At 46.6% G+C, this 26,499-nt stretch carries 25 protein-coding genes and 1 pseudogene; 24 read left to right on the plus strand and 2 right to left on the minus strand.

Features of this window, described 5'->3' with window-relative positions; genetic code table 11:
• Positions 1-17: 17 nt before the first annotated feature.
• The 7 genes and pseudogenes from AC1DPK_RS23035 (at position 18) to urtE (ending at position 6,807) form a co-directional block, all read left to right on the plus strand.
• Positions 18-1,073, plus strand: a complete 1,056-nt coding sequence (locus AC1DPK_RS23035; protein WP_477511753.1) for a peptidylprolyl isomerase — start codon at positions 18-20, stop codon at positions 1,071-1,073.
• 116 nt (positions 1,074-1,189) lie between these two features.
• Positions 1,190-1,648, plus strand: a pseudogene (locus AC1DPK_RS23040) (TroA family protein); the annotation flags it as partial.
• A gap of 326 nt (positions 1,649-1,974) precedes the next feature.
• Positions 1,975-3,249: an urea ABC transporter substrate-binding protein gene (gene urtA, locus AC1DPK_RS23045; RefSeq protein ID WP_076271283.1), complete on the plus strand. Its 1,275-nt coding sequence runs from the start codon at positions 1,975-1,977 to the stop codon at positions 3,247-3,249.
• Positions 3,250-3,378: 129 nt separating this feature from the next.
• Positions 3,379-4,284, plus strand: coding sequence for an urea ABC transporter permease subunit UrtB (urtB, locus tag AC1DPK_RS23050; RefSeq protein ID WP_339205875.1), 906 nt, complete (start codon positions 3,379-3,381; stop codon positions 4,282-4,284).
• A gap of 22 nt (positions 4,285-4,306) precedes the next feature.
• Positions 4,307-5,389, plus strand: coding sequence for an urea ABC transporter permease subunit UrtC (gene urtC / locus AC1DPK_RS23055; protein ID WP_477511754.1), 1,083 nt, complete (start codon positions 4,307-4,309; stop codon positions 5,387-5,389).
• Complete coding sequence (gene urtD / locus AC1DPK_RS23060; RefSeq protein ID WP_477511755.1) at positions 5,361-6,134, plus strand: urea ABC transporter ATP-binding protein UrtD; 774 nt, start codon at positions 5,361-5,363, stop codon at positions 6,132-6,134. Before urtC ends, urtD begins: the two co-directional genes overlap by 29 nt.
• On the plus strand, positions 6,112-6,807 hold the full coding sequence (gene urtE / locus AC1DPK_RS23065) for an urea ABC transporter ATP-binding subunit UrtE (protein ID WP_477511756.1): 696 nt from the start codon (positions 6,112-6,114) through the stop codon (positions 6,805-6,807). Before urtD ends, urtE begins: the two co-directional genes overlap by 23 nt.
• A gap of 87 nt (positions 6,808-6,894) precedes the next feature.
• On the opposite strand, the gene AC1DPK_RS23070 is transcribed toward urtE, so the two are convergent.
• Together AC1DPK_RS23070 and AC1DPK_RS23075 are read right to left on the minus strand one after the other, a co-directional pair.
• Positions 6,895-7,767 (minus strand): phosphotransferase, encoded by an 873-nt coding sequence (locus tag AC1DPK_RS23070; RefSeq protein WP_477511757.1) that lies wholly within the window; start codon positions 7,765-7,767, stop codon positions 6,895-6,897.
• Between the two features lie 26 nt (positions 7,768-7,793).
• Complete coding sequence (locus AC1DPK_RS23075) at positions 7,794-8,285, minus strand: hypothetical protein (protein ID WP_477511758.1); 492 nt, start codon at positions 8,283-8,285, stop codon at positions 7,794-7,796.
• Positions 8,286-8,440: 155 nt separating this feature from the next.
• Between AC1DPK_RS23075 and AC1DPK_RS23080 the strand changes: the two genes are divergently transcribed.
• From AC1DPK_RS23080 to hpt, 17 genes are all read left to right on the plus strand, one after another.
• Complete coding sequence (locus tag AC1DPK_RS23080) at positions 8,441-9,313, plus strand: SPFH domain-containing protein (protein WP_477511759.1); 873 nt, start codon at positions 8,441-8,443, stop codon at positions 9,311-9,313.
• A gap of 12 nt (positions 9,314-9,325) precedes the next feature.
• Positions 9,326-9,511, plus strand: a complete 186-nt coding sequence (locus AC1DPK_RS23085; RefSeq protein ID WP_076271291.1) for a type II toxin-antitoxin system antitoxin — start codon at positions 9,326-9,328, stop codon at positions 9,509-9,511.
• 343 nt (positions 9,512-9,854) lie between these two features.
• The gene (spoVT, locus tag AC1DPK_RS23090) at positions 9,855-10,397 is read left to right on the plus strand and encodes a stage V sporulation protein T (RefSeq protein ID WP_054025813.1); all 543 of its coding nucleotides are present in this window, start codon (positions 9,855-9,857) and stop codon (positions 10,395-10,397) included.
• Positions 10,398-10,524: 127 nt separating this feature from the next.
• Positions 10,525-12,675: a polysaccharide biosynthesis protein gene (locus AC1DPK_RS23095; RefSeq protein WP_477511760.1), complete on the plus strand. Its 2,151-nt coding sequence runs from the start codon at positions 10,525-10,527 to the stop codon at positions 12,673-12,675.
• A 1,149-nt stretch (positions 12,676-13,824) separates the two neighbouring features.
• A complete protein-coding gene (yabN, locus tag AC1DPK_RS23100) occupies positions 13,825-15,321 on the plus strand; it encodes a bifunctional methyltransferase/pyrophosphohydrolase YabN (RefSeq protein ID WP_477511761.1) in 1,497 nt (498 codons plus the stop codon).
• A gap of 180 nt (positions 15,322-15,501) precedes the next feature.
• Positions 15,502-15,774 (plus strand): HU family DNA-binding protein, encoded by a 273-nt coding sequence (locus AC1DPK_RS23105; RefSeq protein ID WP_053373361.1) that lies wholly within the window; start codon positions 15,502-15,504, stop codon positions 15,772-15,774.
• A 3-nt stretch (positions 15,775-15,777) separates the two neighbouring features.
• Positions 15,778-16,068 (plus strand): RNA-binding S4 domain-containing protein, encoded by a 291-nt coding sequence (locus AC1DPK_RS23110; RefSeq protein ID WP_076271293.1) that lies wholly within the window; start codon positions 15,778-15,780, stop codon positions 16,066-16,068.
• A gap of 130 nt (positions 16,069-16,198) precedes the next feature.
• Positions 16,199-16,942 (plus strand): YciC family protein, encoded by a 744-nt coding sequence (locus tag AC1DPK_RS23115; protein WP_477511762.1) that lies wholly within the window; start codon positions 16,199-16,201, stop codon positions 16,940-16,942.
• A gap of 166 nt (positions 16,943-17,108) precedes the next feature.
• Entirely contained in the window at positions 17,109-17,396 is a 288-nt protein-coding gene (yabP, locus tag AC1DPK_RS23120; protein ID WP_076271295.1) for a sporulation protein YabP, read from the plus strand.
• Positions 17,393-18,001, plus strand: coding sequence for a spore cortex biosynthesis protein YabQ (gene yabQ / locus AC1DPK_RS23125; RefSeq protein ID WP_477511763.1), 609 nt, complete (start codon positions 17,393-17,395; stop codon positions 17,999-18,001). The genes yabP and yabQ overlap by 4 nt, the downstream gene beginning before the upstream one ends.
• An 8-nt stretch (positions 18,002-18,009) precedes the next feature.
• Positions 18,010-18,318, plus strand: coding sequence for an FtsB family cell division protein (locus tag AC1DPK_RS23130; RefSeq protein ID WP_076271297.1), 309 nt, complete (start codon positions 18,010-18,012; stop codon positions 18,316-18,318).
• Positions 18,319-18,466: 148 nt separating this feature from the next.
• Positions 18,467-18,985: a S1 domain-containing RNA-binding protein gene (locus AC1DPK_RS23135; RefSeq protein ID WP_076271298.1), complete on the plus strand. Its 519-nt coding sequence runs from the start codon at positions 18,467-18,469 to the stop codon at positions 18,983-18,985.
• 503 nt (positions 18,986-19,488) lie between these two features.
• Positions 19,489-21,981, plus strand: a complete 2,493-nt coding sequence (gene spoIIE / locus AC1DPK_RS23140; protein ID WP_477511764.1) for a stage II sporulation protein E — start codon at positions 19,489-19,491, stop codon at positions 21,979-21,981.
• 795 nt (positions 21,982-22,776) lie between these two features.
• Entirely contained in the window at positions 22,777-23,502 is a 726-nt protein-coding gene (locus tag AC1DPK_RS23145) for a vWA domain-containing protein (RefSeq protein ID WP_441885240.1), read from the plus strand.
• Positions 23,486-24,409 carry a protein kinase domain-containing protein gene (locus AC1DPK_RS23150; RefSeq protein ID WP_477511765.1) on the plus strand — a complete coding sequence of 308 codons (924 nt, stop codon included), beginning with the start codon at positions 23,486-23,488 and terminating at the stop codon, positions 24,407-24,409. Before AC1DPK_RS23145 ends, AC1DPK_RS23150 begins: the two co-directional genes overlap by 17 nt.
• 39 nt (positions 24,410-24,448) lie before the next feature.
• Positions 24,449-25,861: a tRNA lysidine(34) synthetase TilS gene (gene tilS, locus AC1DPK_RS23155; protein WP_477511766.1), complete on the plus strand. Its 1,413-nt coding sequence runs from the start codon at positions 24,449-24,451 to the stop codon at positions 25,859-25,861.
• A 49-nt stretch (positions 25,862-25,910) separates the two neighbouring features.
• Positions 25,911-26,450, plus strand: coding sequence for a hypoxanthine phosphoribosyltransferase (gene hpt / locus AC1DPK_RS23160; RefSeq protein ID WP_477511767.1), 540 nt, complete (start codon positions 25,911-25,913; stop codon positions 26,448-26,450).
• Positions 26,451-26,499: the final 49 nt, after the last annotated feature.

Consider the following 26,499-nt stretch of genomic DNA (forward strand, 5'->3'; position numbering starts at 1 on the left):
ATGAAAGGGGATTCAACATGTTACACAGTTCACGCAAATCGGCATGGCGCAAAGGCGCGCTGCTTATCGTGGCAGTCGTGCTGGTCTTGACGATGGCGGCATGCGGCGGCGCGAAGGAAACAGAAGTTGCAACCTATAAAGGCGGCAATGTGACAGACAAGGAATTCAACAAGTATTTGGATGTATTTACGGTTATGCAGCCAGCGTATGCGCAAGTTATTGAAATTCCGCAATTTAAGGAGCAGCTGCTCCAGCAGTATATTTCCTACAAAATTTTAAGCGGCCAGGCTTCTAAGGAAGACGTGAAAAAGGCTGAAACAGAAGTAAAAGAACAAATGAAGCAGTATAAAACGGCGCTTTCCCAAGATGCCGAATTGAAAGCTGCTGTAGATGCTAAGAAATTGAAAGACAAAGATATGGAAAACTATTTGCTTATGACTTCCAAGCTTGTAGCTCATATGAACGCTCAAGTAACTGAGGAAGAAATGAAAGCAGAATATGAAAAGAACGGTATTAACTATGCAACCGTTTCTGTTCGCCACATCTTGGTATCAACCAAAACAACGGATCCAACTACACAAGAAGAAAAAGAGATTCGCACGGATGCAGAAGCATTGGCTCGTGCTAAAGAAGTGAAAGACAAGCTAGCAGCAGGCGGAGACTGGGCTGCTCTTGCCAAACAATACTCCGACGATCCAGGCTCGAAGGACGCAGGCGGTCTATATGCGGACAAGAAGAATGGTCAATGGGTAGAAGAATTTAAACAAGCTGCTTATAAACAAGAGATTGGCGTTATTGGCGAGCCTGTGAAAACAGATTTTGGCTACCATGTTATCCTTGTTGAGAAACGTGATACGCCAGCATTTGATAAATTAACTGATGCAGATAAAGAATCAGTAAAAGGTACAGTTGCTTCTGAGAAAATGAACAAATATATGACAGACGAGCTTCCTAAGCAAGAAATCGTCATTAAGCTTCCAAAAGCAAGTGATACTCCTGCTAGCGATGCTCCTGCTGGTGAAGAAACGCCGGCTACGGATGCTCCAGCTACAGAAGCACCTGCAACGAAATAAGTGCAAAACAAACATGTCAGACCCTTTAACCATTCACCGGTTAAGGGGTCTTTTTCTGAAACTATGCTGAGTAAGGATGGATTGTATGCTGAACACAAATCAATATTTGCTGCGTGAAGCCAAAAGCGGGCCGCGAGAAGCTGAAAGGTGTTGTCGATGAAAATACGACAGTCGGCATTTTTGAGCTTACAGATAAAGGCGAAATATGGATGTTTGGCGAAAATTCGGGCAGATCGGGTCAAGCGGTATATAATGCACTGGGTCTAAAAATTCCTGAATCGATTAAAAAGCAAGTGGATGCCAACGACGGCTTTTTCCAGCTGTCTAAAGAAGCACTTCCTGAGTATTCGGCAGATTATATGTTTATAACCGTCTATGACCCGGAGAAGAAGGGTGAGGCGATTAAGCAGCTGACAGACTTAGCGGTTTGGAAAAGCTTAGACGCCGTGAAAAACAATCAATATTTTGAAAATGATTTTAATACATTCTATCGTTATGATCCCATTGCTATAAGCGGACAAGTCGATCTTATTGTAGACATGCTTATTGCAAGAGCAGAAGAAAATAAAAAATAATATATGAATTTAAACAAGTTAACCCAACTTGAGGCATTTGCCTTAGGTTGGGTTTTTTATGTGAATAAAAATGTCATACAATCAACATTTCGCACATAAAAAAAGTAAATCGACAAACAAGTGTCATTATACCTAACATAAATGCGAATAAATTGCCCCTAATTGACCATTTTTAAGTATGAATGTATCCCTTGAAAAAATTAGTGTTAACTATATTGACATTAACTTAATTCCCAATCTATAATAAAAGCACGAACAATGGAAGTTAAATCCATGTAAATGTTCGGAAATATAGAGACAAATATGAAGCGATGGGGAGTGGGAAGATGAAAAAGAGAATGTTTTATTCATTTGGCCTTATGTTTGTAGCTTTAACGATCGTATTGACAGGTTGTGGCGCAAACAACAACAAACCAGCATCTACGAATGGGGAAACAGATAAACCTACGAATGCTGCCAATGCCGGATCGGGAGCAGACGGGGAAATAAAAGTGGGAATATTGCACTCACAGAGCGGCACCATGGCAATTAGCGAGGTATCGGTTATCGATGCTGAAATGATGGCTATCGATGAAATTAATGCTGCAGGCGGTGTTTTAGGTAAAAAGATTGTACCTGTACTTGAAGACGGCGCTTCCGATTGGCCGACCTTCGCTGAGAAGGCGCGCAAGCTTATTTCTGAAGATAAAGTGGCTACCGTATTTGGTGGATGGACTTCCGCAAGCCGGAAAGCAATGAAGCCGGTATTCGAAGAGTTAAATGGCCTGCTGTGGTATCCGGTGCAATATGAAGGTCTTGAATCTTCTCCGAATATTTTTTATACAGGCGCTACGACAAACCAACAAATCGTTCCATCTGTTTCGTGGCTGCTTGAAAACCGCGGCAAGAAATTTTACTTACTCGGATCGGACTATGTATTCCCTCGTACCGCAAACCTCGTAATAAAAGAACAGTTGAAGGCTGAAGGCGGCGAACTGGTTGGAGAAGAATACACGCCGCTAGGCCATACAGATTACAGCACGCTAATCAGCAAGATCAAAGAAGCTAAACCAGATGTCGTATACAACACGCTTAACGGCGACAGCAACGTTGCGTTCTTCAAGCAATTGAAGGATGCAGGCATTACAGCTAAAGATTTGACTACTTTGTCAGTATCGGTTGCAGAAGAAGAGATCCGCGGTATTGGCGTCGATGTGCTGGAAGGCCATTTGGCGGCGTGGAACTATTATCAAACAACGGATACGCCAGCTAACAAAACGTTCGTCGAAAACTACAAAAAGAAATACGGTGATGAGCGTGTAACGGCGGACCCTATCGAAGCCGGCTATACAGCGGTCTACTTGTGGGCAAAGGCGGTCGAGAAAGCAGGCTCCACGGACGTAGATAAAGTAAAGGAAGCAGCCAAAGAGCTGGAGTGGGATGCTCCAGAAGGAAAAGTGAAAATCGACGGCGCTACTCAGCATATTTATAAAACGGTTCGTATTGGCGAAGTGCAAGCGGACGGCCAATTCAAGGAGCTGTGGAACTCAGGTGAAGCGGTTAAGCCGGATCCGTATCTCAAAGGCTACGACTGGGCAGCTAGCATTCAACCAACGCAATAATCCATAAGCAAACAATGGTCTAATACACAGCAATTAATGGGGGAGTATTCGATCGCTTCGAATGCTCCCTTCTGCTTTTTTTGTGACAGAGGAAGGCGACAGCCGTTTACGCTAGAGAGGAGCGGTCATATGGAAGTGTTTCTGCTGCAGCTATTTAATGGTTTAAGCATCAGCTCCATTTTATTGCTGGTTGCTTTGGGGCTTGCGATTACGTTTGGCTTGATGAAGGTCATCAATATGGCGCATGGTGAGTTAATTATGATCGGTGCGTACTCCACGTATTTGACGCAAAATGTGTTTCATGATTATTTGCCGAAATCGATGTTTGATTGGTATTTTGTATTGGCTATTCCGGTCAGCTTTATCGTTGCATTTATCATTGGTCTCATTCTCGAGATGTCGCTGATTCGCTTTCTATATGGACGGCCGCTTGATAGCTTGCTCGCCACTTGGGGTGTGGGTCTCGTGCTGCAGCAGCTAGCAAGATCTATTTTTGGGGCGCCAAACGTTGCAGTCACAAGCCCGGCATGGCTAAATGGCGGCTTGAAGATTATGGATGGAACATTGCTTCCTTACAAAAGGTTATTCATCATCGGACTCGTCATCGCTTGTTTAGTTGCTATGTATTTTTATATTTACCGCAGCCATGAAGGCAGAAGGATGCGGGCAGTGATGCAAAATCGCGATATGGCTGCATGCCTTGGCGTTTCGACAAGACGAGTGGATGCGATGACCTTCGCTATCGGATCGGGTATTGCCGGCATTGCCGGCTGTGCGTTAACGCTGCTTGGTCCTATCGGTCCGTCCCTTGGCACTTATTATATCGTTGATGCCTTTATGGTCGTCGTGCTTGGCGGAGTCGGCAAGCTGGTTGGGACGGTGCTCGGGGCAACAGGGATTGGAATGTTTAATACGTTGTTTGAGTATTGGACGAATGCTTCGCTTGGCAAGGTGCTAGTGTTTGTCTGTATAGTTGCTTTCCTCCAATGGAAGCCTATGGGACTCGTTGCCATGCGTTCGCGGTCGCTTGACTAGGGAAAAGAAAGGTGGAACGCTTATGCGCTTGCAAAAGTTTACTCCTGCGCGGATATGGATCTTAATTGGCTATGCGGCAGCAGCGGCAGCACTCTTCTCCGCTCCGCTATTTGTAAGTGATTTTCGGCTCAATTTGTTAGCGAAATTTCTAGCCTTTGCCATAGTAGCATTAGGGCTTGATCTGATATGGGGCTACACCGGCATTTTAAGTTTAGGGCATGGCATTTTCTTTGGCTTAGGCGCCTACGCTATGGCGATGTATTTGAAGCTGGAGGCAAGCGGAGGAAGGCCGCCGGATTTCATGGGCTGGAGCGGTCTTAAAGAGCTTCCTCTTTTCTGGCAGCCATTTCAGAGCTTCTGGTTTGCGGTAGCGATGGGGATTGCCATACCTGCGCTGCTCGCGCTTGTGCTTGGTTACGTCACGTTCCGCAACCGAATTCGCGGCGTTTACTTCACGATCTTGACGCAAGCGCTCGTTATTATTACGACGACACTGCTCATTGGTCAGCAAGCTTTTACAGGCGGTACGAATGGGATAACAGGCTACTCTACCGTGCTTGGCTTCTCTATAGGTTCTCCTGAGACGAAGCGCGTGCTTTACTATATTACCGTCATTGCTCTCATTGCTATCTTCGTCTTTTGCCGTTACGTCATCGGCAGCCGCTTCGGCAAGGTGCTTCGTGCGATTCGCGATGGCGAGAACCGGGTGCGGTTTATCGGCTACAATCCCGCAATTTATCAAATGGTCATATTTACGATTTCGGCAGGCATTGCAGGTATAGCGGGCATGCTGTTTGTACTCCACGTCGGTATTATTTCACCGTCGATGCTCGGAATTGTGCCTTCGATTGAAATGGTTCTTTGGGTAGCAATTGGCGGACGTGGAACGCTGGTTGGAGCCGCACTCGGCGCTATCCTCATGAACTGGGCTAAAAGTGAGTTCAGTACCGCTTATCCGCAGGGTTGGTTATTCTTTATGGGGCTGCTGTTTGTGGTCGTGGTCGTATTTATGCCTAAAGGTGTTGCTGGCTTAGTTGGCCAATTGAAATTACGCAAAAAAGGGAGGGAGCCGAAGCATGAAGGAGTCCGCAATCCTGCTGTGTGATGATGTGACTGTTGAGTTCGATGGCTTTAAAGCGGTCCAAGGCATGAACCTAAAGCTTGAGAAAGGGGAGCTTCGTTTCCTCATTGGGCCAAATGGAGCCGGCAAAACGACAATTCTGGATGTGATTTGTGGGAAAGTAAGGCCTTCAGCGGGACGTGTCACATTCGGGAAGGTAGATATAACGAAAAAGAAAGAGCATCAAATTGCTGAGCTTGGCATCGGTCGTAAATTTCAAGCTCCTTCGATATTCCCTTCGATGACGGTTGCTGAGAATTTGGAAATCGCGATGCGCCAAAAGCGTACTGTGTTCGCGACGTTGTTTGCGAAGATGGTTGAGGATGAGCGGGCTAAAATTGACGGGCAGCTCGTTATGATTGGATTGCAGAAAAAATCGAGCTGGCGGGCAGGCGGTCTGTCGCATGGAGAGAAGCAGTGGCTCGAAATTGGCATGATGCTGCTCCAGGAGCCGGAAATATTGCTGCTCGATGAGCCAGTGGCGGGGATGACCGATAAGGAGACGGATAAAACGGGCGAGCTTCTCCACCAGATAGCCCGTATGCGGTCGATTGTAGTTGTGGAGCATGATATGGAGTTTGTTCGTAATTTTGCGAGCAAGGTCACCGTTATGCATGAAGGGAAGCTGCTGAAAGAAGGCTCGATGGATGAAATTCAACGAGATGACCGCGTGGCGGAAGTGTACTTGGGGAAAAGGCGGGATGCCGATGTTAGCCGTTCAACAGCTTGAGGCTGGTTATGGTGAAAGCATTATTTTACGTGATGTGTCGCTGAAAGTGAAGCAAGGGCAGGTTGTATGTCTGCTCGGGCGGAATGGCGTAGGCAAAACAACGCTTATGAAAAGCATTATGGGGCTGCTGAAGGCGCGCGAGGGTTCTGTTTCTTATAATGGCTCGGATTTAACGAAGAAAGCGCCGGGACTGCGGGCTAAAAGCGGAATCGGCTATGTACCGCAAGGACGCGAAATATTTGCTCAGCTATCCGTTTATGAAAATTTGCTGCTTGGCCTTGAGGCTTCAAAGTCGAAAATATCTTCTATTCCAGAAGAGGCTATTGCAAAGTTTCCTGTGCTGCCGGCAATGTATACGCGCCGCGGCGGCGATCTCAGCGGCGGACAGCAGCAGCAGCTTGCCTTCGCGAGGGCGTTAACTTCAAGGCCTCAAGTATTGCTGCTTGATGAGCCTTGTGAGGGGATTCAGCCCTCCATTGTCGATGATATTAGGGATGTTATTCGCTCAATTAAAGCGGATGGCAAGACGGCTATTTTGCTGGTGGAGCAAAGCCTGGATTTCGTTAAGAGTGTAGGAGACTACTTCTACGTGCTGGAAAAAGGGGCGATTGCGTGGGAGGGCGGCTTGGAGTCGTTGGATGATGAGGTCATACGCAAATATTTGACGGTATAAAGCGAATGATGAGCTAGAAGCGCCTTTATGAGAGGCGCTTTTTGCTTTGTGTTTTTAGAGCTGTTTTTGAGCTGTGATGATAGTGGTTTATTCATTGCTTATTAAGGACTTCCAGTAACGCCATGCTTGTAAGTAATCGTCTATATCGTGAGGGTGATGCTTGAGGCAAATGCCTAAGCGGTAATAGAGCTGAATGATCACTTCTTCAATTAGCCTTGGTTGATCCGCATCCGATTGATTAAGCATAACGAATGCAGGCATTAACGTCTCTATGCTCAAGTCATCAGGTGAGGAACAGAATGCATAAAGCAAGTCATAGAGCGGAGGTCCGATTATTGGTGATGGATCGATAACGCCAATTAACTCGTTATGACTAAAGATGAAGTTGTGAACACCGCAGTCGCCGTGAAGCAAAAATTTCCCCTGAGACTCACTCATCGTTGCTTTCTTTAAAAGTGATTTTACAAGGGTATGATCCTCTAATGGCAAGCGGTCGCCGATATAACTTCTAGCGTAATCGACTTTCTTCTCCATAAATTCTCGCCAAGTATTGCGGGGATTCTCCAGCCAATCTCCCCATTTCTGTGAGGGTGAGCAGCTTATGTAATGCTGAATAAGTCCGTTCACTAAAGCCTTCAACCATTGCTCCTTAGAGCCGCCAATATAATCGGTTGAACCCTTGAGAAATGTATAAACGATATATGTTTTATCTGGAGCGGTGTAAGTAAGCTTAGGCAATAGAGGGGCATCTGGATATGTTTTTTTATATTGTTCAACTAAAGAAAGTGCATCTGGCTGATCAAGCTTTAGCACATATTTGGGTGATTCATCAACTTTAATGAGATATACAAGACCTTCCGTCGTTCCGTCCATTTGTTTATGGAATTCGGACTGTTTTTCAATGGCACTTATATGCCGAAGATTTTCGATGATTTCCTGCACGCCGTTCTTTATTTTCATGTAAATCCCCCTGTATATGGAATGCTTTATGCTTCATCTGGTGAAGTGCTTTTATATTTCTCAGTCCAGCTTTTACGCCACTCTTGATAAGACATTCCTTGAATATCTTCTAAATTTTTGCCTTCTATAGACCAATACCCGCCGTCTGCAGTGTCTCCGTTTGGAAATGAAGTTCCTCCTATAGGCTGACCATCAGCCAAATAAACAAAAACATCTACTTTCTCTTTGCTCAGTGGATGGTTCGTTACGGTAAATTTCTGGATATGAATCGTTTTTCCAATATAATCGGAGGGGTTCACGCGCTGCAACCCCCAGTACATCATATAGGGCAATGCTGATAATTTCTGTTCGGTAAGCTCATAGCTCTCAACTTGCCCTTCTTTTGAGCTGATTCGATATCCTTTTTCTTCAAGATAGCTTTGAGAAATGGATTGCTCTGACGTTGTTTTGGTTTCTCCTGTACAACCGATCGACAAGGAAAGCAGAAATAGGATTAATAAATATTTCAATGTATTCATCCCTTCTTAATCTCTTTGCTTTTTGTGACGAAGCGGCAGCTCCCTTTGTTGCAAAAAGAGGTTGGATGTAAAAAGAAATAATTGCTTATATATGTAAAAAGTGATATCATATTTATATCAAAACAATATAGAAAAAGATGAAGGAGTGGGGTTTAATGAACGAGAAGAAAGCCTGGTATGTTAGCGGATACATGGCATTGCTGTTTTCGGTAGTTGCTGCTGCTGGCGGTATTTTTCTAACGATATCGGAAGCATCCAAGGACAGCGGGTCTGGGGTAATTATCGGTGTTGGCGCCTTTTTAATTTTGCTGTCCGTCATTTGTTTATCCTCTCTTACGATCGTGCAGCCGAATGAGGCGAAGGTGGTTACGTTTTTTGGAACGTATATGGGTTCAGTTCTTGAAAGCGGCTTATGGATGGTTCTTCCACTTACAAACAAGGTTAATATTTCACTTAAAGTACGCAATTTCAACAGCCAAACACTAAAGGTGAATGATGCGGAAGGAAATCCGGTGGAGATTGGTGCGGTTGTTGTATTTAAAGTAATGGATACGGCAAGAGCGAGCTTCGACGTTGATAATTATGAGCGTTTTGTAGAAATTCAAAGCGAGACGGCGATACGTCACATTGCCGCGCAATATCCTTACGATGTTTTCTCTACAGACGCGGCTTCCTCACTTAGAGGCAATGCGGATGAGGTAGCGGCGGAGCTAGGCAACGAGCTGCAAAACCGTCTTGCAGTTGCCGGCGTAAAGGTGCTTGAGACTCGCTTGACTCATTTGGCGTATGCTCAGGAAATCGCTAGTGCAATGCTTCAAAGGCAGCAGGCGATTGCGATTGTAGCGGCACGTTCCAAAATTGTTGAAGGTGCAGTTGGTATGGTAGATATGGCACTGCGGCAGTTGGAGGAAAACGGGATTAGCTTGGATGCCGAACGGAGAGCGGCGATGGTGAACAATTTAATGGTGGCGATTGTATCTGATCGCGCTGCAACTCCAGTCATTAATACAGGAACTCTTTACGGCTAGAGGCTGATTATTATGGCTAAAGAAAAGAAAGCATTTCCGCTTCGTTTGGATCCCGATATCCATCGTGCTCTTGAGCAATGGGCCGCAGACGAATTCCGCAGCGTCAACGGGCACATTGAGTTTTTGCTCAGAGAAGCGCTTGGCAAGGCAGGCAGGCTCAAAAAAACGAATCAGATGGACAATAATGAAGGTAAATAATATTTAGGCAAAGGGCGGTTATCGATTCAAATCGATAATTGCCTTTTTTAATCCATAAACAATTAAAAAGCATTTGCTTCTCATGCAAGCAAAAGGGAGAAATGGGGAATGCTGAAAACGAGCTCGGGGAAGCGTAAAACGAAGGCTGGACGATACGTCGACGGCCTTTTTCACAAAGAGATGGAACGTTTGGCTTGAACTGTAGTCCGTGCATAAGAAATTGGGAGCGGATGAATACTATGGTCAGATTCAAAATCTTTTGAAGGAAGTTTCTTCTTCGTTATAAACAAGCTGCAAGAATCCAGTCGATTCAAAATCCTCTAGGAAAGCGGGGCAACAAGAAATGAAAGCAACTGGAATTGTACGTCGCATCGATGATCTCGGGCGTGTCGTCATTCCGAAGGAGATCCGCCGTACACTGCGTATTCGCGAGGGAGACCCTCTAGAAATATTTGTAGATCGTGATGGCGAAGTTATTTTGAAAAAATATTCTCCTATCGGTGAGCTTGGCGACTTCGCTAAGGAATATGCGGAATCGTTATTTGAAGGAACAAATCATGTTACATTGATCACGGACCGGGATACCATAATTGCTGTAGCTGGAGCCTCCAAGAAAGAACTGCTTGATAAGCAGGTAGGCACTGTTCTGGAGAGTTGTATGGAAAATCGCAAGACGCTTGCTGAAGCAAATGGCGGTGCCTTTGAAATTGTGAAGGATACGCAGGAAACTTACAGCTCCTTCGTTATTGCGCCGATCATTGCGGGTGGCGACCCCATTGGAACAGTCGTGCTGCTTAGCAAGGATGAATCGGTAAAAATGTCTACTATGGAAACAAAAATGGCTGAAACAGCAGCGGGCTTTTTGGCAAAACAGATGGAGCAATAGTAAGAAATGTGGCTATAACAGCTTCTTTGATCGAGAAACACTCGATTGGGGAAGCTTTTTCCACGTTTACGATTGTGAGGTATAATAGATACCAATAGAAATCGTGCGACAGGCAGGAGTGAACGGGATGAACCGCAAGCCGGGGAAAAATAGGCAATCGGCGGAAATGCTGGGGCAGGCGGGTAAGCGAAAAACAAGCGTGGGAGTGGTCGAAGCACGCCAAGCTGAGGCTGAACTTACGGAGAGCCAAGAGCGACCTTGTGCCGGCGAACAGTCGCTAGCTAAAGCAGCGGAACCTGCAGTTGAAGGACGGGTTCAAGTAGAACGAAGCTCGAAGCAGCATCTCATGAATGGTGTTGCGCTCATGGCGGGTGCGGCGCTGCTGTCAAAGTTGATTGGTGTTTTTCAAAAAATACCGCTGCAAAATCTAGCTGGGGACCGCGTGTTTGGCATTTACAACGCCGTGTATCCGTTTTATCAGCTGGCAGCTGTTCTAGCCACTGCGGGATTGCCAACGGCCGTATCGCTTCTCATTGCAGAGAGGCTGCGCAAGGGAGATGATGCAGAAGGCGTCAGGCGAACGTTATACGCTGCGCTTTTGCTGCTTGGTGTGACGGGTATTATTTCGTTTGGCTTGATGTGGGGTGGAGCGAATCAAGTAGCAGGTTGGATTGGCGATGCGGAGACGGCTGGTGCAGTGCGCTCGGTCTCGTTTGCGCTGCTGCTTGCTCCATTCGTTGCTGCGTTAAGAGGATATGTGCAGGGAATCGGACAAATGGGATTGTCTGCCGCCTCACAAGTTGTTGAGCAAATGATTCGTGTAGGCGTAATGCTGCTAGTGCTTGCATTAAGCTGGTCCGCTGGATGGGCAGATGCATCTGTAGCGTCTGGTGTGATGAGCGGTTCGGCATTCGGAGCTTGCGCATCGCTTTTGCTGCTGGCTATATATTTATGGCGCAGACGCAGCGGGGAGCGGCTTAATCGAATGGCAGGGGCAATACGAGCAGAGATGAGAAAGCTTGCCGTTATTGCACTGCCTGTCGCGCTTGGCGCGGTGGTTGTTCCTGTTCTTGGCGTTGTGGATGCCTTTATGGTTCCTCGCTTATTGCAGGAAGGAGGGGCTTCGGAAGCTGCGGCAATGACATCGTTTGGCGTGTACAGCCGAGCGCAGCCGCTTGTGCAGCTTGTTGTTATGGTAGCTGGAGCGGCGGCAGCGGCGCTCGTACCAAGCATTGCGTTAGCACGTATGCGGGGTGCATACGGACAGCTTCGAGTACAGCTTTCGCTTGCTGAGCGGGCGGCTTGGGCAATCGGCGCTGCAGCAGCCATCGGCTTGGCACTGCTCGCGGAACCGCTCAATATGATGCTGTATTCGGATACTCAAGGTACATTCGCCTTCGCCTTGGTTGGCTGCACTGCTCTTGCGGGCAGTGTGAATGCGGTGACGGCACCTGTGCTTCAAGGATTAGGCGCTGTACGTATTCCAGCTATCCTGCTGCTGGTTGCAGCGCTGCTTAAAGGCGTCATTAACGCTGTGCTTGTACCCACGTATGGCATTGAAGGCGCAGCCATCGCAGGTGTCGTGGCACTAAGCGTGGCGGCTTTGCTTGGGATCATTGCAGTGCGGTATGCAGCTTCGGGTTCTGGAGCGGCGTTAGCTGGCGGACGAGCGGGTGTGGAAGGGCGTGTGAAGCCGCGCGATCGAGTGGTTGGTGAGAGGGTAGTGCGAGAGCGGGTGCTGGGAGAAGAGCAGGGAGGAGTGCAGGAGCGAGAGCAGGGACGAGTGCAGGAGCAAGAGCAGGAGCAAGTGCAGGGACGAGTGCAAGAGCAAGGGCAGGAGCAAGAGCAAGGGCAGGAGCAAATGCAGGGACGAGTGCAAGAGCGGTGGAGAGAGCAAGGGCAAGAGCGAGGACGAGTGCAAGAGCGAGAGCAGGTCCGAGAGCAAGGGCAGGAGCGAAAGCAAGGGAGAGAAGATGGACGTCAGCCGTCGCATGGGCGTGCGGCGGCGGGCACGGTCTTTGCGCTCGCGGTCATGGCCGCGGCGCTTGTTATCGCCGAGCGAGCGCTGAGCGCAGCGCTTGGCGGGCTGCCGCCTAGGGCGGCAGCAACTGCGCTTGCGCTGACGTGCGTTGCCGTCGGCGCTTGCGCCTTTGGCGTCGCAGCTTTGCGTGGCGGCGCTATCAGCGCGCGCGAATTGCGCGCGTTGCCGGGCGGCGCGGTGCTGGCCGCCCGTTTGCAGCGCTGGCGGCTTATTCCGCCAGCGAAAGATGAGCGCTAGCGCCGCAAGTTGGCGGCGGTGAGCGCTTGTAAAGCAAGTGTTTTTCATGGAGTAATATGTAAAACGCCAGTTGTCTGAGCTGCACAGGTTATCTCGTGTAGATTATTAGGGTTTTCTCTAAAGTTGAGAAAACCTAAGCATCTTTTCAGCACAATCATTGCTGTGCGGCATCGCTTGCCTCGATTGAACATGTAATCTCTCAACGTGATGAATCCACAGATCTGTTTCTGAACATTCCGCACTTCTGCTGCCCATTGGCAGAAAGCGCAACAAGATAAGACTAATATCTAGACTTATTTGTGGAATATTGATCATTCTGAAGCAAATAGAACTAAATTCTAGTCTTATTTCCGACCATTCCGCACTTCTGCTGTCCATTGGCAGAAAGCGCTACAAAATAAGACTAAGATCTAGGCTTATTTATGCAAAATTGATCATTCCGAAGCGAATAGAACTAAATTCTAGTCCTATTTCCATCCATTCCGCACCTCTGCTGCCCATTGGCAGAAAGCGTCGCAAAATAAGACTAATATCTGCACTTACTTGTGCAATATTGGTCATTTTGAAGAAAATAGATCTAGTTTCTAGATCTATAACAATCTCTAGGAATCTAGCAATTATGAGCAGAATTAGTAGAGGTTATTGCATAATCATTACATATTTTTATAAATAATTCTGTTAAATAGGTTAGTTTCACAGGTAATAAACCTGGTCACCAGCTCATTTATTCTGATCAACAACTCTCTCAATTGATGAACTATTTTTGATAGATATATGTCATTGAGATTAAACTATCCGCTATACCCATATCCCATATTGTTTCCTACGAATTGACTATTTCAACTATGAACATCCAGTGTGATATGCTAATCGCAAGCATTTTTTACGGCTATATTGAAGTTTATGTCAAATTGGTTCATTATTGATTTTTGAGCAAAAATAAACGATGATTAGTCGTGTTTTTATGTATGTGCGCTCGTTTTCGAACTTATTTTCGAATGCATGCGAGCTCTTTACCGAACACACTTCCGAGCTCGTTTCAATCCCTATAAACGACCCCGAAAGTCTTTTTGCAAGCCGCTGGCATTATAGCTACTCCATCAAATTTCGACCATAATACGAATGAATAGTTAAGGAGGCTTTACCAAAATGGCAACCCCATATCTTACTGTTGTTGGGCTCGGCTCAGGTGATCCTGACCAAATGACGCTTGGCGTATGGCGCAGGCTGCAAGCAGCGAAGAAAATTTTTGTCCGTACGGCTGAGCATCCTGCAATGTCGATGCTTCTGGAAATCGGTATGGAATATACCTCATTTGATACTTTGTATGAGCAGCATGATTCCTTTCCGGATGTGTACAAGGCAATAGCCGAGGCGCTTATTTCCGAAGCGAAAAGCATGAGCACAAGCGTGGACGAGCCTATTATTTATGCGGTTCCCGGGCACCCAATGGTGGCTGAACGCACGGTTCAGCTGCTGCGCGAGCAATGTCCGGAAGCGGGTATTGAGCTGCAAATTATCGGCGGTGAAAGCTTCCTTGATCAAGCTTTTATTAGTCTTGGAATCGATCCGATAGAAGGTTTTGCGCTGCTTGATGCAGCTGAATTACAGCCGTCTTTGTTGCAGCCGCAGTTGCATACTCTGATTGGACAGGTGTATGATGCCTTCACGGCATCTGATGTTAAGCTTGCGCTTATGGAGCGTTATCCCGATGACTACGAGGTTGTGGTAGGGCATGCTCTTGGTGTTGCGTCCCAGCAGCAGATCATTCGCGTTCCGCTATACGAGCTTGATCGCACACCTGGTTACGGTAATTTATCGTTGATTTGGGTACCGCGCTCTGATGATGCAGCGCTTCGCAATCGTTCCTTTGAGCGATTGCATGAGATTGTATCTATTCTTCGCAGCCCTGAAGGTTGTCCTTGGGATCAGGAGCAGACGCATCAGTCTATCCGTAAAAATTTTATCGAAGAGCTGTATGAAGCGCTTGAAGCCATCGATAATGATGATCCGGATGCTATGCAGGAGGAATTTGGCGATGTTATCCTGCAAGTGATGCTTCATAGCCAAATGGAAGAAGAGACTGGCGCATTTTCCGTCTATGATGTGATACAATCACTTAACGAGAAGCTTATTTTCCGCCATCCGCATGTATTTGGGGACGTTGATGCGAGCAATTCGGAAGAGGCGCTGGTTAACTGGGAACAAATGAAGGCTGAGGAAAAACGGATTAAAGGAACCGATGTTTCGCGTACATCGGTGCTGGATGGCATTCCGCCAGATCTGCCAGCACTCATGAAAGCCTACAAGCTTCAGAAAAAAGCGGCTAAGGTAGGTTTTGATTGGGACGAGCTTGGCCTTGTGCTTGCCAAGATTGAAGAGGAGCTTGCAGAGCTGCGCGCAGCGATAACCTTGCAATCGGAAGAGGAGCAGGCATCTGAGCTTGGAGATTTGCTGTTTGCAGTCGTCAATGCCTCGCGCTTCATCCACGCTGATCCGGAAGAGGCGCTTTCCCGCACGAACAAAAAATTCCGCAGTAGATTTGAGTATATTGAGGAACAGCTTCGTATAAGCGGTAAAAATTTTGACCAGACTGATTTAACAGAAATGGATCGTTGGTGGGAAGAGGCAAAACGTCAATCCTAGCTTGCAATTCGTCATGAATCGCCTTTATTCCGCAACAAACGCAAAAAAATTTCAAATAGCGGCAGGATTTATTTGCTACAAGGCAGAATAAGTATTCTTCGTGAGAGTAAAAATGGGAAGCAAAGGCGACGCCACAAGCGTCGACCACAAATAATGGTTAAAAATTAGGAGGATTTTATAATGAACAAAACAGACTTGATCAACAACATTGCAGAAAAAAGCGGTTTGACTAAACGTGACGTAGAAGCAGTACTTAACGGCTTCTTGGGCGAAGTAACAGATGCACTTGCTGGTGGCGATAAAGTACAATTGATCGGCTTCGGTACTTTTGAAACTCGCAAACGTGCTGGACGCACTGGCCGCAACCCGCAAACAGGCGCTCCAATCGAAATTTCTGAAGCAAAAGTTCCTGCATTCAAAGCAGGCAACAAGTTGAAAGAAGCTATCCAATAATCTATGCGATTAGATAAATTTCTTAAGGTATCCCGGCTGATCAAACGCCGTACCGTTGCGAAGGATGTATCCGAGCAAGGTCGCGTATGGATCAACGGCCGCGAAGCGAAAGCTAGCAGCGCCGTCAAAGTCGGTGATGAGCTCCAAATCCAGTTCGGTCAAAAAATCGTAACCGTTCGCGTTGAGCGAATTGCGGAGACGACCCGTAAGGATGAAGCCGGAGAGCTGTATACCTTGGTGAAAGAAGAGCAACGCCAGCGCGAGAATACGCTCGACTGGGAAGTACCGCAATAACAACAAGGCTGCCTACAAGCATAATACTTGCAGGCAGTCTTTTTTTATGCCCAATAAGTAGCTTCTAAATTTTACGAGATTCCCTGTTTCAACATCATAAATTATGTTTATATACTCGGAGGACTATTCGATGAATCATCTGCAGCTGCCCATTCCCGAGTATCGGCGAAAGGGTTTTTCATTGCTTGCGCATGCTTGTGCTCTCTATTTCAAAAACATTGTACCCATTCTATTTTTAACAGCGATAATTACGATTCCGGTTGAGGCTATTAAAAACTATTACTATTTTGAACCGGAAGACGGCTTTATTTATATGCCCGCCAACAGCATGGACAGTGTGACCAGTTTATTTTTCCTATGTGTCATCACGCCGATGATTATCTATTACATACTTGGTAAAATGACGGGGAATAGCAGTGGCATTGTGCAGCCCATTCTGCGGGGGCTTCGCAAATGGCCGCGCATGATTGTGTATACTTTTCTACACGGCGTCATTGTAATTGCGGGATTTATCGTATTTATTGTTCCGGGTTTCTTGTTTGCTGTATGGCTGATGCTGATGCCTATAATTGTTTCTATTGCTGATACATCGCGGATAAATCCGATGACAGTTAGCCGTGATTTGGCACGCGGGCGTTATTTCAAGCTTGTAGGCTATGCGATTGGCGGATACGTTATGGTCATAGTGCTTACCAGCATTATCGTTTTTATTTTCTCTCTCTTTGTGAATCAATCATGGATAACCGCGACGATATTTGATTTATGCTATAGCCTATTCAACCAGTTGGTAACCATTGTACTATTGCTAGTTTTTCTACAGGTATATACAGAAAGAAACGACGACGCGCTGAATGCTATGAATCAAGCAGATTAGGTTCTAATTCTCGTCCACGCCCCATAAGCTAGTCTTAACATATAAGACAGGATAAGCTTTACGCCTATGCCCTTCTTATATTTGAACGCGAAACGTATGCTGCGCCGCACTAGCTCGGCTGTAGCCGTTTACGCCAAGACATGTTAACGAAGCGGAGGACGAGTCTATGGTTGACCAAGGCAAGGGGCAGAAGCGTCAGGAAGTCAAAATGCTAAATCGCAAGCTGCTGGAGCTTACCGGAGTCGTAAACGTAGAGAGCTTTGACAGCGAAGAGTTTTTACTCGAAACAGAGCTTGGCTTCTTGGAGGTTAAGGGCCAAAATTTGCATATGAAGCTTCTTAGCCTTGAACAGGGAATGGTAACTATTGAAGGACTCGTCCATTCGCTCGCCTATATGGACAGCAACAATTCCTCCTCTAAATCCAAAGGGTTGTTCGGGAAGCTATTTAAGTGACGCTTAATATGCAATGGTTAACGATGGCGGTCATGCTATTATCAGGCCTTGGCATGGGAACAGTATTCGACGGCTACCGAGTCGTGACGAATGAGCTCAAGCTTCCGCGCTGGTGGCTTCCGGTGCTTGATATCGTTTACTGGATGGCAGCGGCATTGATCGTCTTTCGGGTACTGTACGCTAGCAACAATGGCGAGGTGCGAGCGTACGTTTTTATCGGACTGGCTATTGGGATGGTCATCTATTATTTCTTTTTTAGCAGAATCGTTATTCAAGTCGTAAAATGGATCATCGGAGCCGTTCGCAAACTAATCCAAATTTTGCTAAAATGCCTGGATATTCTTATCGTTAAGCCGATTTTACTGCTCTATAAGTTGGTAAAGGTAATTTTGGCATTTGGGTCTGCGCTCACTATTTTCACTCTAAAAATTGTGATACAATTAGTCCGTCCATTTTGGAAATTGTTTGTTTGGATGGCAGGTCCAGTCATTCGTCCGCTTGGACGGTGGCTATCGCGCTACGCTGCCAAATGGCAATTAGTTGGCAAGCTGAGGGGATTTGGACAACGAATAGCTCGATTGTGGAGCAAATGGTTTAGGAGGTAACACCGCTCATGGCAAAAGCAGCTGAGAATAAAACGCCAGGGAATGCTGGCACAAAACGCCGGTTCAAACTATGGATGATGTTCATCGTGCTATTTATGGGCTGGGCGGGGTATACAATTTTTGGCCAAATGCAGCAGAAGAACGCAACAGGTTTGAAGCTGACTACAATTCAAGATAAGCTTGATGTTACCACCAAAGAAACCGAGGAGCTTAAACGTCAAATTGAACGATTAAACGACCCAGAATATATCGAACAGCTAGCAACAAAAGAGCAGGGCATGGTAAAGAAGGGCGAGCAGCAAATTTTCAGTGACTAATTAGGGCGTCAATTCGGGTGAACGTCTGTTGACCTTACTTGAACGGTTCGGTTATAATCACGTTAATAGCGTTTTCGCAAAACTTTTAGCATATGCTTATGAATTCAGTTTTGCTTCGCATAACTTTTAGGGAGGAACATTTTATTTTATGGCAATTGAAGTGGGCGCTAAGTTAGAAGGAAAAGTGACAGGCATTACGCATTTTGGGGCATTTGTCGACTTGTCGGGAGGTGTCACGGGTCTTGTTCACATTTCGGAAATTGCTGATAATTACGTCAAAGACGTGAAGGATCACCTGAAGATCGACGATGTCGTGAAAGTCAAAGTGATCAACGTGGACAAAGACGGAAAGATCGGGCTTTCCATTAAGCAAGCCATTGACCGGCCAGAAGGCCAACCAGCGCCACAACAACGCGAGCGTCACAGCGGAGGCGGCGGTGGAAGCACTGGCGGTAGTGGTGGTGGTGGCGAACGTTTCAACCGCGGTGGCGGTGGTGGTGGCGGCGGACGTCCCTTCAACAAGCAATCGGCTGGCAGACCGGCATACGGTAAACCGTCATTCGAGGATAAAGTGTCACGGTTCCTGAAAGACAGCGAAGAGCGCATCTCCTCTTTGAAGAAGAATACGGAGGGCAAACGCGGCGGACGCGGTGCCAAGCGAGTATAAGCTGAATCGTCATAACATTATACATGAAGCAGAACCTAACCGGTTCTGCTTTTTTTGCGTCCAGCTGCACAAGTTTCCCCGCGATAATGAGTAAGCGTATACAGGTTGCTGTCGAAGCAGGACAATAAGACTGCGTATATGCTGGTGAATGTTTGGACGAGCCTCTAATTGTCACGGTCAATGTCGTTTGTAAAGCGCGCAGAATCGTAAAAAAAATACTTTTCTCTCATCCTCCATCATTCCCGACACATTATAACCCCGATTCGCCATCATTTCAAAAGGACACAACACATATTTTGTTGTCGGACCTGTGTGATTTGGTTGTGCAGGAGGTATTGAAATCCCATATGGGATATATGTTTGACAGTGAAATGACAATGACCGCAATGCCATTTATTTTTGTCGGAAAAAATTTACAATTCAGTTGCTTTAACTGACATACTTTATGCGGACAACCTCCTATAATGAAAAACACATTACATTCGGAATGGTGGTGTCTGCTCATGGAAAAGGAAAACGCGGTTGTGCTTCCAGGTGTGAAACGGTTAGGACTAGCTCAGACGATGTTGCAGAAAGGTCGGGAATGGGCGGCTGCAAGGCGGTTCATTCAAGTCATTTTAGCAAAAAAGTGGACGTTTCTACTCGTAGGTGTAGCTTTCTTGCTCGGAAGAGCGGTTATACTCGAATCGCTGATGCCGTTTGCCATTGCTTATTTCGCCGTTATTTACTTTATGAGAAGGGATATTTACCCGTGGGTAGCGATATCCTTAGTAGCCGGGAGCTGGTTTGCAGCTGATCCTGCCCCGATGTGGATTGCGATGGAGATTGCTGTACTCTTTCTTTTTCTAAAGGGATTAGAAACCTACGAGAGGGCAGAACTGTCGTCGGCGCCCATTCTAGTGTTCGCATCAACGTTAATGGTGCAAATGTTCAGCGTGTTTATAGGGGACGAGCTGAGCTGGTACAATTTCATGCTCGTTGTGGTGGAGGCCGCGCTTGGTTTCGTGCTCACATTGGTGTTCATACAAGCGATACCGGTGCTTACGATGACCAAAAAATCAGCTTCTCTCAAAAACGAGGAAATCATTTGTTTAATGATTTTACTCGCGTCGGTTATGACGGGGGCGGTTGGATGGGTGTTTTACGGAATGTCGGTAGAGCATGTGATGTCACGTTATATGCTGCTCCTCTTTGCTTTAGCAGGGGGTGCGCCGCTTGGCGCTTCGGTCGGTGTGGTTGCAGGACTCATTCTAAGCTTGGCTGATTTTGGTGCAGTCGTTCAAATGAGCTTACTCGCTTTTGCGGGCTTGCTGGCTGGTCTGCTGCGTGATGGCGGCAAAATGGCAGCGGCATTCGGAATGTTGCTTGGAACATCGATTTTATCCATATATGTAGGAAGTCAGGCTGATGTTATGAGCTCAACCTGGGAGTCGGTAGCAGCCGCAACGCTGCTTATGCTGACGCCGCGTATTATGATCCGCACGATATCACGTTATGTGCCGGGTACGAATGAGCATGCCAAATCTCAGCATGATTATGCCAAGCGGGTACGTGAGGTGACTGCGGACCGCGTATCACAGTACTCAGAAGTGTTCCGTCAGCTGTCAAAGAGCTTTGGCCAGCTCAATAGCAGCGTTACGACGGTTAAAAGGGAGGATGAGATCAGCCATTTTATGAATGCGGTTGCTGAGCGCAGCTGTGCCAGCTGCCATCGGCAAAATGCTTGTTGGGAGGACAAGTTCTTTCATACGTACAAAATGATGACCGATATGATGACGGTTGTAGAGGAGAAACGGATTCCGTCCCCTAAGGAAATACCGCGGGCTTGGTCGGCGCATTGCGTGAAATCGTCACAGGTTCTTGTGGATATGAGCCAGCAGTACGAGCTATATCAAAATAATATGCACTGGAAGAAGCAAATATGCGACTCCCGTCAGCTTGTAGCGGATCAATTGCAGGGTGTATCGCAGGTAATGGAGGATTTGGCGAAAGAAATTAAAAGGGAGGGACAAACGCTTCATCTGCAGGAGGAGCAAATTCGAGAGGCGGTGGAAGGACTCGGTTTATCCGTACAGGGGATTGATATTGTGAGCTTAGAGGAGGGGAATGTGGATATAGAGGTGTATCATACGTTTGGACAAGGCTATGATGAGTGCCGAAAAATAATCGCACCGCTGCTTAGTGATATTTTGGGAGAGCATATTGCAGTGAAGTCGGAGCACTCCCCAACGAGAAGCGGTGAGCCGTCCCTGGTCGCGTTTGGTTCAGCCAAGCAGTACGAGGTGGAGACGGGCATAGCTGGTGCAGCTAAAGGAGGAGATCTGCTGTCTGGCGACAGCTTTAGTATGGTGGAGCTTGGAAATGGCAAGTTTGCAGTTGCGATCAGCGATGGTATGGGCAATGGTGAGCGTGCGCGTCAGGAAAGCAGCGCGGCATTGTCGATTCTGCAGCAGCTGCTGCAGTCAGGCATGGATGAGAAGCTGGCCGTGAAGTCAGTTAACTCGGTGCTCTTATTGCGCTCATCTGATGAAGTATTTGCTACCGTCGATTTAGCGATCGTTGATTTGTATACGGCGCAAACGACGTTTATGAAAATAGGATCAACGCCAAGCTTTATTAAACGAGGAAATGAGGTTATTCCGATAACAGCGAACAATTTGCCGATTGGCATTCTTCAAGATATTGACGTCGACTTCGTGTCGATGCAAATGCAATCGGGCGACACGCTAGTCATGATGAGTGACGGCATTTATGATGCGCCGGGCCTTGCGGTTAATAAAGAGCTCTGGATGAAGCGAATTATTAGCGAGCTGGCGACAGATGATCCGCAGGAAATGGCGGATGCGCTGCTTGAGAAGGTGGTTCGTCATCATAATGGAGAGATTATTGATGATATGACCGTGCTTGTAGCGCGTATCGATAAGCATTTGCCAGAATGGGCATCCTTCCGTTTTCCGGGTGTGACGCGCATGGAGCGTCCAAGGACGGTGAGCTGAGTATAGAAATAAAATATGGATTGTGAAATCATTTATAAAATTAAAACAATGATGAATGGATACTTGAACGGTGAGCTTGTATCTATGATATTCATTGAGCAAGCAGTAGCCTATTTTGTTGTCGGCTGACTCACGCTGACAGGAAATGGGCTATTGTTATTGTTTGTTACATAATAGCGAGCGTATAGTACATAAAAGCTTTAAAGTAACAAAGACATGACATGCTTTGTTGAATTAACCCGCGAAACGGAATTCACACTAATATTAATACATACACGTAGATTTTATTTTTGAAACATCAATTTGTTGCTGCATTCATTCAACACTCAATTATGACCGATGAAAGATAAAGGGGCATATGAAGTTTAGTAATTTTCAACTGTGGTACATAGTAAATGCTCAAATAAAATAGTTATACATATTGCTATGAATATCAAACCTATTTTCAATGAGTGGACAGATGTGCCTTATTAATACAAGTAATATTGGTTTGTTATATGTGTAAATATCAATTTTTAACTAGTCTAGTTGTTTATCCCTCTCAAAAAAGGCAAAGCTAATAGAAAGGCAAAGGGCTAAGCCTATGCTTACGAAGCTGCGTTTGATTCTCAAACGCTAAGCCTATGCATACGATGCCGTGTTTGTTTCTCAAACACTTGGCTCATGCTTACGATGCCGTGTTTGTTTCTCAAACACTTGGCTCATGCTTACGATGCTGTGTTTGATTCTCAAACACTAAGCCTATGCTTACGATGCTGCGTTTGATTCTCAAACGCTTGAGGAGGGTAAATCATTATGAAGCAAATATTGTTGATTACAGATGGATGCTCTAATGTGGGTCTAAGTCCAGTCATAGCGGCGGCACATGCACAATCGGAAGGAATTTCAGTAAATGTAGTAGGCGTACTCGATCATGGCGATGTAGGTGAGCTTGGCGCGGCTGAGATTGATGAGATTGCGCGTGCGGGCGGCGGTCTAAGCAGGATGGTAAATATGCGTCAGCTGTCGCAGACGGTACAGATGATGACTCGCAAGACCGTAGTGCAGACGATTCAATTAGCAGTTCAGAAGGAATTGAAGCAGGTGCTTGGCAACGGCTCAATCGAAGCATTGTCGCCGGAGAAGCGTGGCGATGTTGTACGTGTTATCGACGAGCTGGGGGAGACATCAAATTTGCAAGTGGCGCTTCTTATTGATGCCAGCGCCAGCATGAAGCCAAAGCTGGCGGCTGTGGAGGAGGCTATACGCGATTTAATGCTCAGCCTGCAAGCGAGACAAGGAAAAAGTGAAATCTCGGTATTTCATTTCCCAGGCTCAAGACATGGGGATGACTGTTTGATGGATTTGAGCTGGACGAGTCACTTGAATGGTGTTCACGCCATCTTTCCGAAACTGCAAATGGGCGGAACCACGCCGACGGGCCCTGCGATTATGCATGTCATTGATTTTTATCGCCAGGGCGATTATGGTAGACAGAGCAGAGACGAAACGGATGGGATGATGAGTGACTACGTCGTTTAAAGTTGATCTTCGCCGTGGCATGGTGGTGGTTGGCAAGTGGAAACAAGGGCGTTACCGGATAGAGAGGTTGCTTGGAGAGGGCGCAAACGGTAAAGTATATCTCGTACAGCGTGATCGCAGCTGGTATGCGATGAAGCTCGGTTTAGATGCACTCGATCTGCAATCGGAGATCAATGTGCTGCAGTCGATCGCCAAGCAGAAGCAATACGGGCAGGAATCCTTTTTGTTCGACGTAGATGATTTGTACGGTCCGGATGGAAAGGAATATCCTTTTTATATTATGCGCTATGTACTGGGATCTAAGCTGGACGATTACCTAAAGCAGCACGGCTCGGAGTGGTTTCCGTTAGTTGGCTTGAATCTGCTGGGCAAGCTGACGAAGCTGCACCAAGCAGGATGGGTGTTCGGCGACTTAAAGGTGGAAAATGTGCTCGTTGCCGATTATGGTCATGTTGAGCTGGTTGATTTCGGCGGGGTGACTGCAGCAGGCAAAGCCGTTCGCCAATTTACTGAAATTTATGATCGGGGCTACTGGAATGAAGGCTCGCGATCTGCTGATCCGAGTTACGATTTGTTCTCGTTTGGTGTGCTTTGCATACAGCTGCATGAACCAAAACGGCTTCATCAGTTGACGGTGGAGCTATTGCCGCAAAATCGCTCAGCTGTGGAGCTCATCCAGATCGCTGAATCCAGTTCGGTATTAAAGCCAGTTGCCGGATGGCTGCGTAAAGCTTTTGCAGGACAGTATTCGGATGCGGGTGAGGCTTCAGCGGCTTGGCGTTTACTGATGCATAGACGAGACACGCATAGACCCTCTGCTACACCAGGGTGGTTAAAGGGGCTTGCTGCCCTTTCAGCGGTCTTGCTTGGAACGTCGGTTTACTGGCTCATACGCAATGTGCTGTAGCGGCAGCACGCAACGGGAAATGAAGGTGAGGTACAACCTATGAATCTGCGAAACGAGCTTGAGAAAACAGCTGCAGACCGCAGGCTTTGGTCGAGAGGGGATTGTATTGTTGTAGCAGTGTCCGGAGGTCCGGATTCAATGGCGCTGCTGCATATGCTGTCTGCTGTAGCGAAGAGCAATGAAATCTCCATTATTGCAGCTCATGTGAATCACGGCTTTCGAGTAGAGGAGTCGGCGCATGAGCTGATTGTCGTTAAGCAATTTGCGGAGCAGCTAGGGGTCATTTGTGAGACGGTAACGTTCGACATGCCGTCTTATATAGAAGAAACCCGAATGAATGGACAAGCTGCCTCACGCGAGAGGCGGTACGGCTTTTTGCATGAAATCGCGACCCGATATGGAGCTTCGCGTATCGCGCTCGCCCATCATGCAGATGATCAGGCGGAAACCGTCCTTATGCGCGTCATTCGTGGGACAGGCTTAACTGGTTTGGCGGGAATTCTCAGTAAAAGAAGAGAAAAAAACGTGGAACTTATCAGGCCGCTGCTTCGTATGAACAAGTCAGACCTTCTGCGTTACTGCGAAGAACACCAAATTCCTTACTGCACGGACAGCAGTAACAAGGAACGCCATTATTTCCGAAACATCATTCGGTTAGATATTTTACCGTATTTATCAAAGCATAATCCGCACATATCCCAATCCCTTCAACGACTTGCTGAAGTAGCGGGAGCGGAAGACGAATGGATGGAGAAACAAACCGAAGCGTTATTAGCGCAGCTCGTTACGTTATCCCCCAATGAATGCGCGATAAGCTGCGACGATTTGCATGGTCTCCACGTCGCTTTACAAAGGAGATTGATTAAACTAATATTAAGTTATCTTTCTAAGGAAACGGAAAAGATATCTTTCGAGCAGATTGAGACGATGAGGCTTGCTGCTTCCACTCATGCGCCTGCAACTTGGCGAATCGATGCTGGTGCCGGCATTTGCTGCGCTCGTGAATATGATAGAATGCGGTGGATTCAAGTGCCACAGCATGTATCCAAAGAAGCGAGTGTCTATTTGTGCGAGGTGGGAAGGGATAAAGCTAGCCTGGCGATCGAGCAATGCGGGTGGACATTTGAGTTTGCTTATACATCAGCGTTAGAAAGTTGTAAGCCTGCATCGCGTTATGAAGCCTGCTTTGATGCGTCGGAACTAACGTATCCGCTCGTTGTTCGAAATCGGCAGCCGGGAGACAGAATTCAGGTTTTAGGATTAAATGGTTCGAAAAAAGTGCAAGATATGTTCGTTGACGAGAAAGTTGCTCCGCTGAAGAGAGAGCTGTATCCATTGCTGTTTGATGGATCAGGCAAATTACTCTGGATTCCGGGCATTCGCAGATCAAGCCATGCGCTTACGGATGTACACACAAAAGACGTGTTATTCATAAGGGCAGGCAACGAATAAGAAGCACTGGTACACTCATAAACATAGTTAAGCGTAGGGGGATTTACACTTGCAGAACGATATTCAAGAAGTATTGTACGACGCGCAGCAAATTGGTGAGAAGGTTAAGGAACTTGGTGCAACACTGAGTAAAGATTTTAATGGGCGTAATCCGCTCGTTATTTGTGTTTTGAAAGGCGCGTTTATTTTCATGGCTGATTTGGTTAAGGAAATTACAGTGCCGCTTGAAATTGATTTTATGGCTGTATCTAGCTACGGACAATCCACGAAATCATCTGGCGTTGTCAAAATTATTAAAGACCTCGATGTATCTGTCGAAGGCCGAGATGTTCTAATCGTTGAAGATATTATCGACAGCGGATTGACGCTTAGTTACCTAATTGACGTGCTAGAGCGTCGCAATGCGAAGTCTGTTACAGTTGTAACTTTGTTCGATAAGCCTGCTCGCCGTACAGTTGAATTGGAAGCAGACTATAAAGGCTTTTCACTGCCTGATGAGTTTGTTGTCGGTTATGGACTGGATTATGCAGAGAAATATCGTAATCTCCCTTATATTGGTATTTTGAAGCCGCAAGTTTATCAAAAATAATTGCGATTCACCCGTACATGCCCTTCTCCGTACACCTCTATTGTTATGG

The sequence above is a fragment of the Paenibacillus sp. 01T424 genome (genome assembly GCF_056398745.1).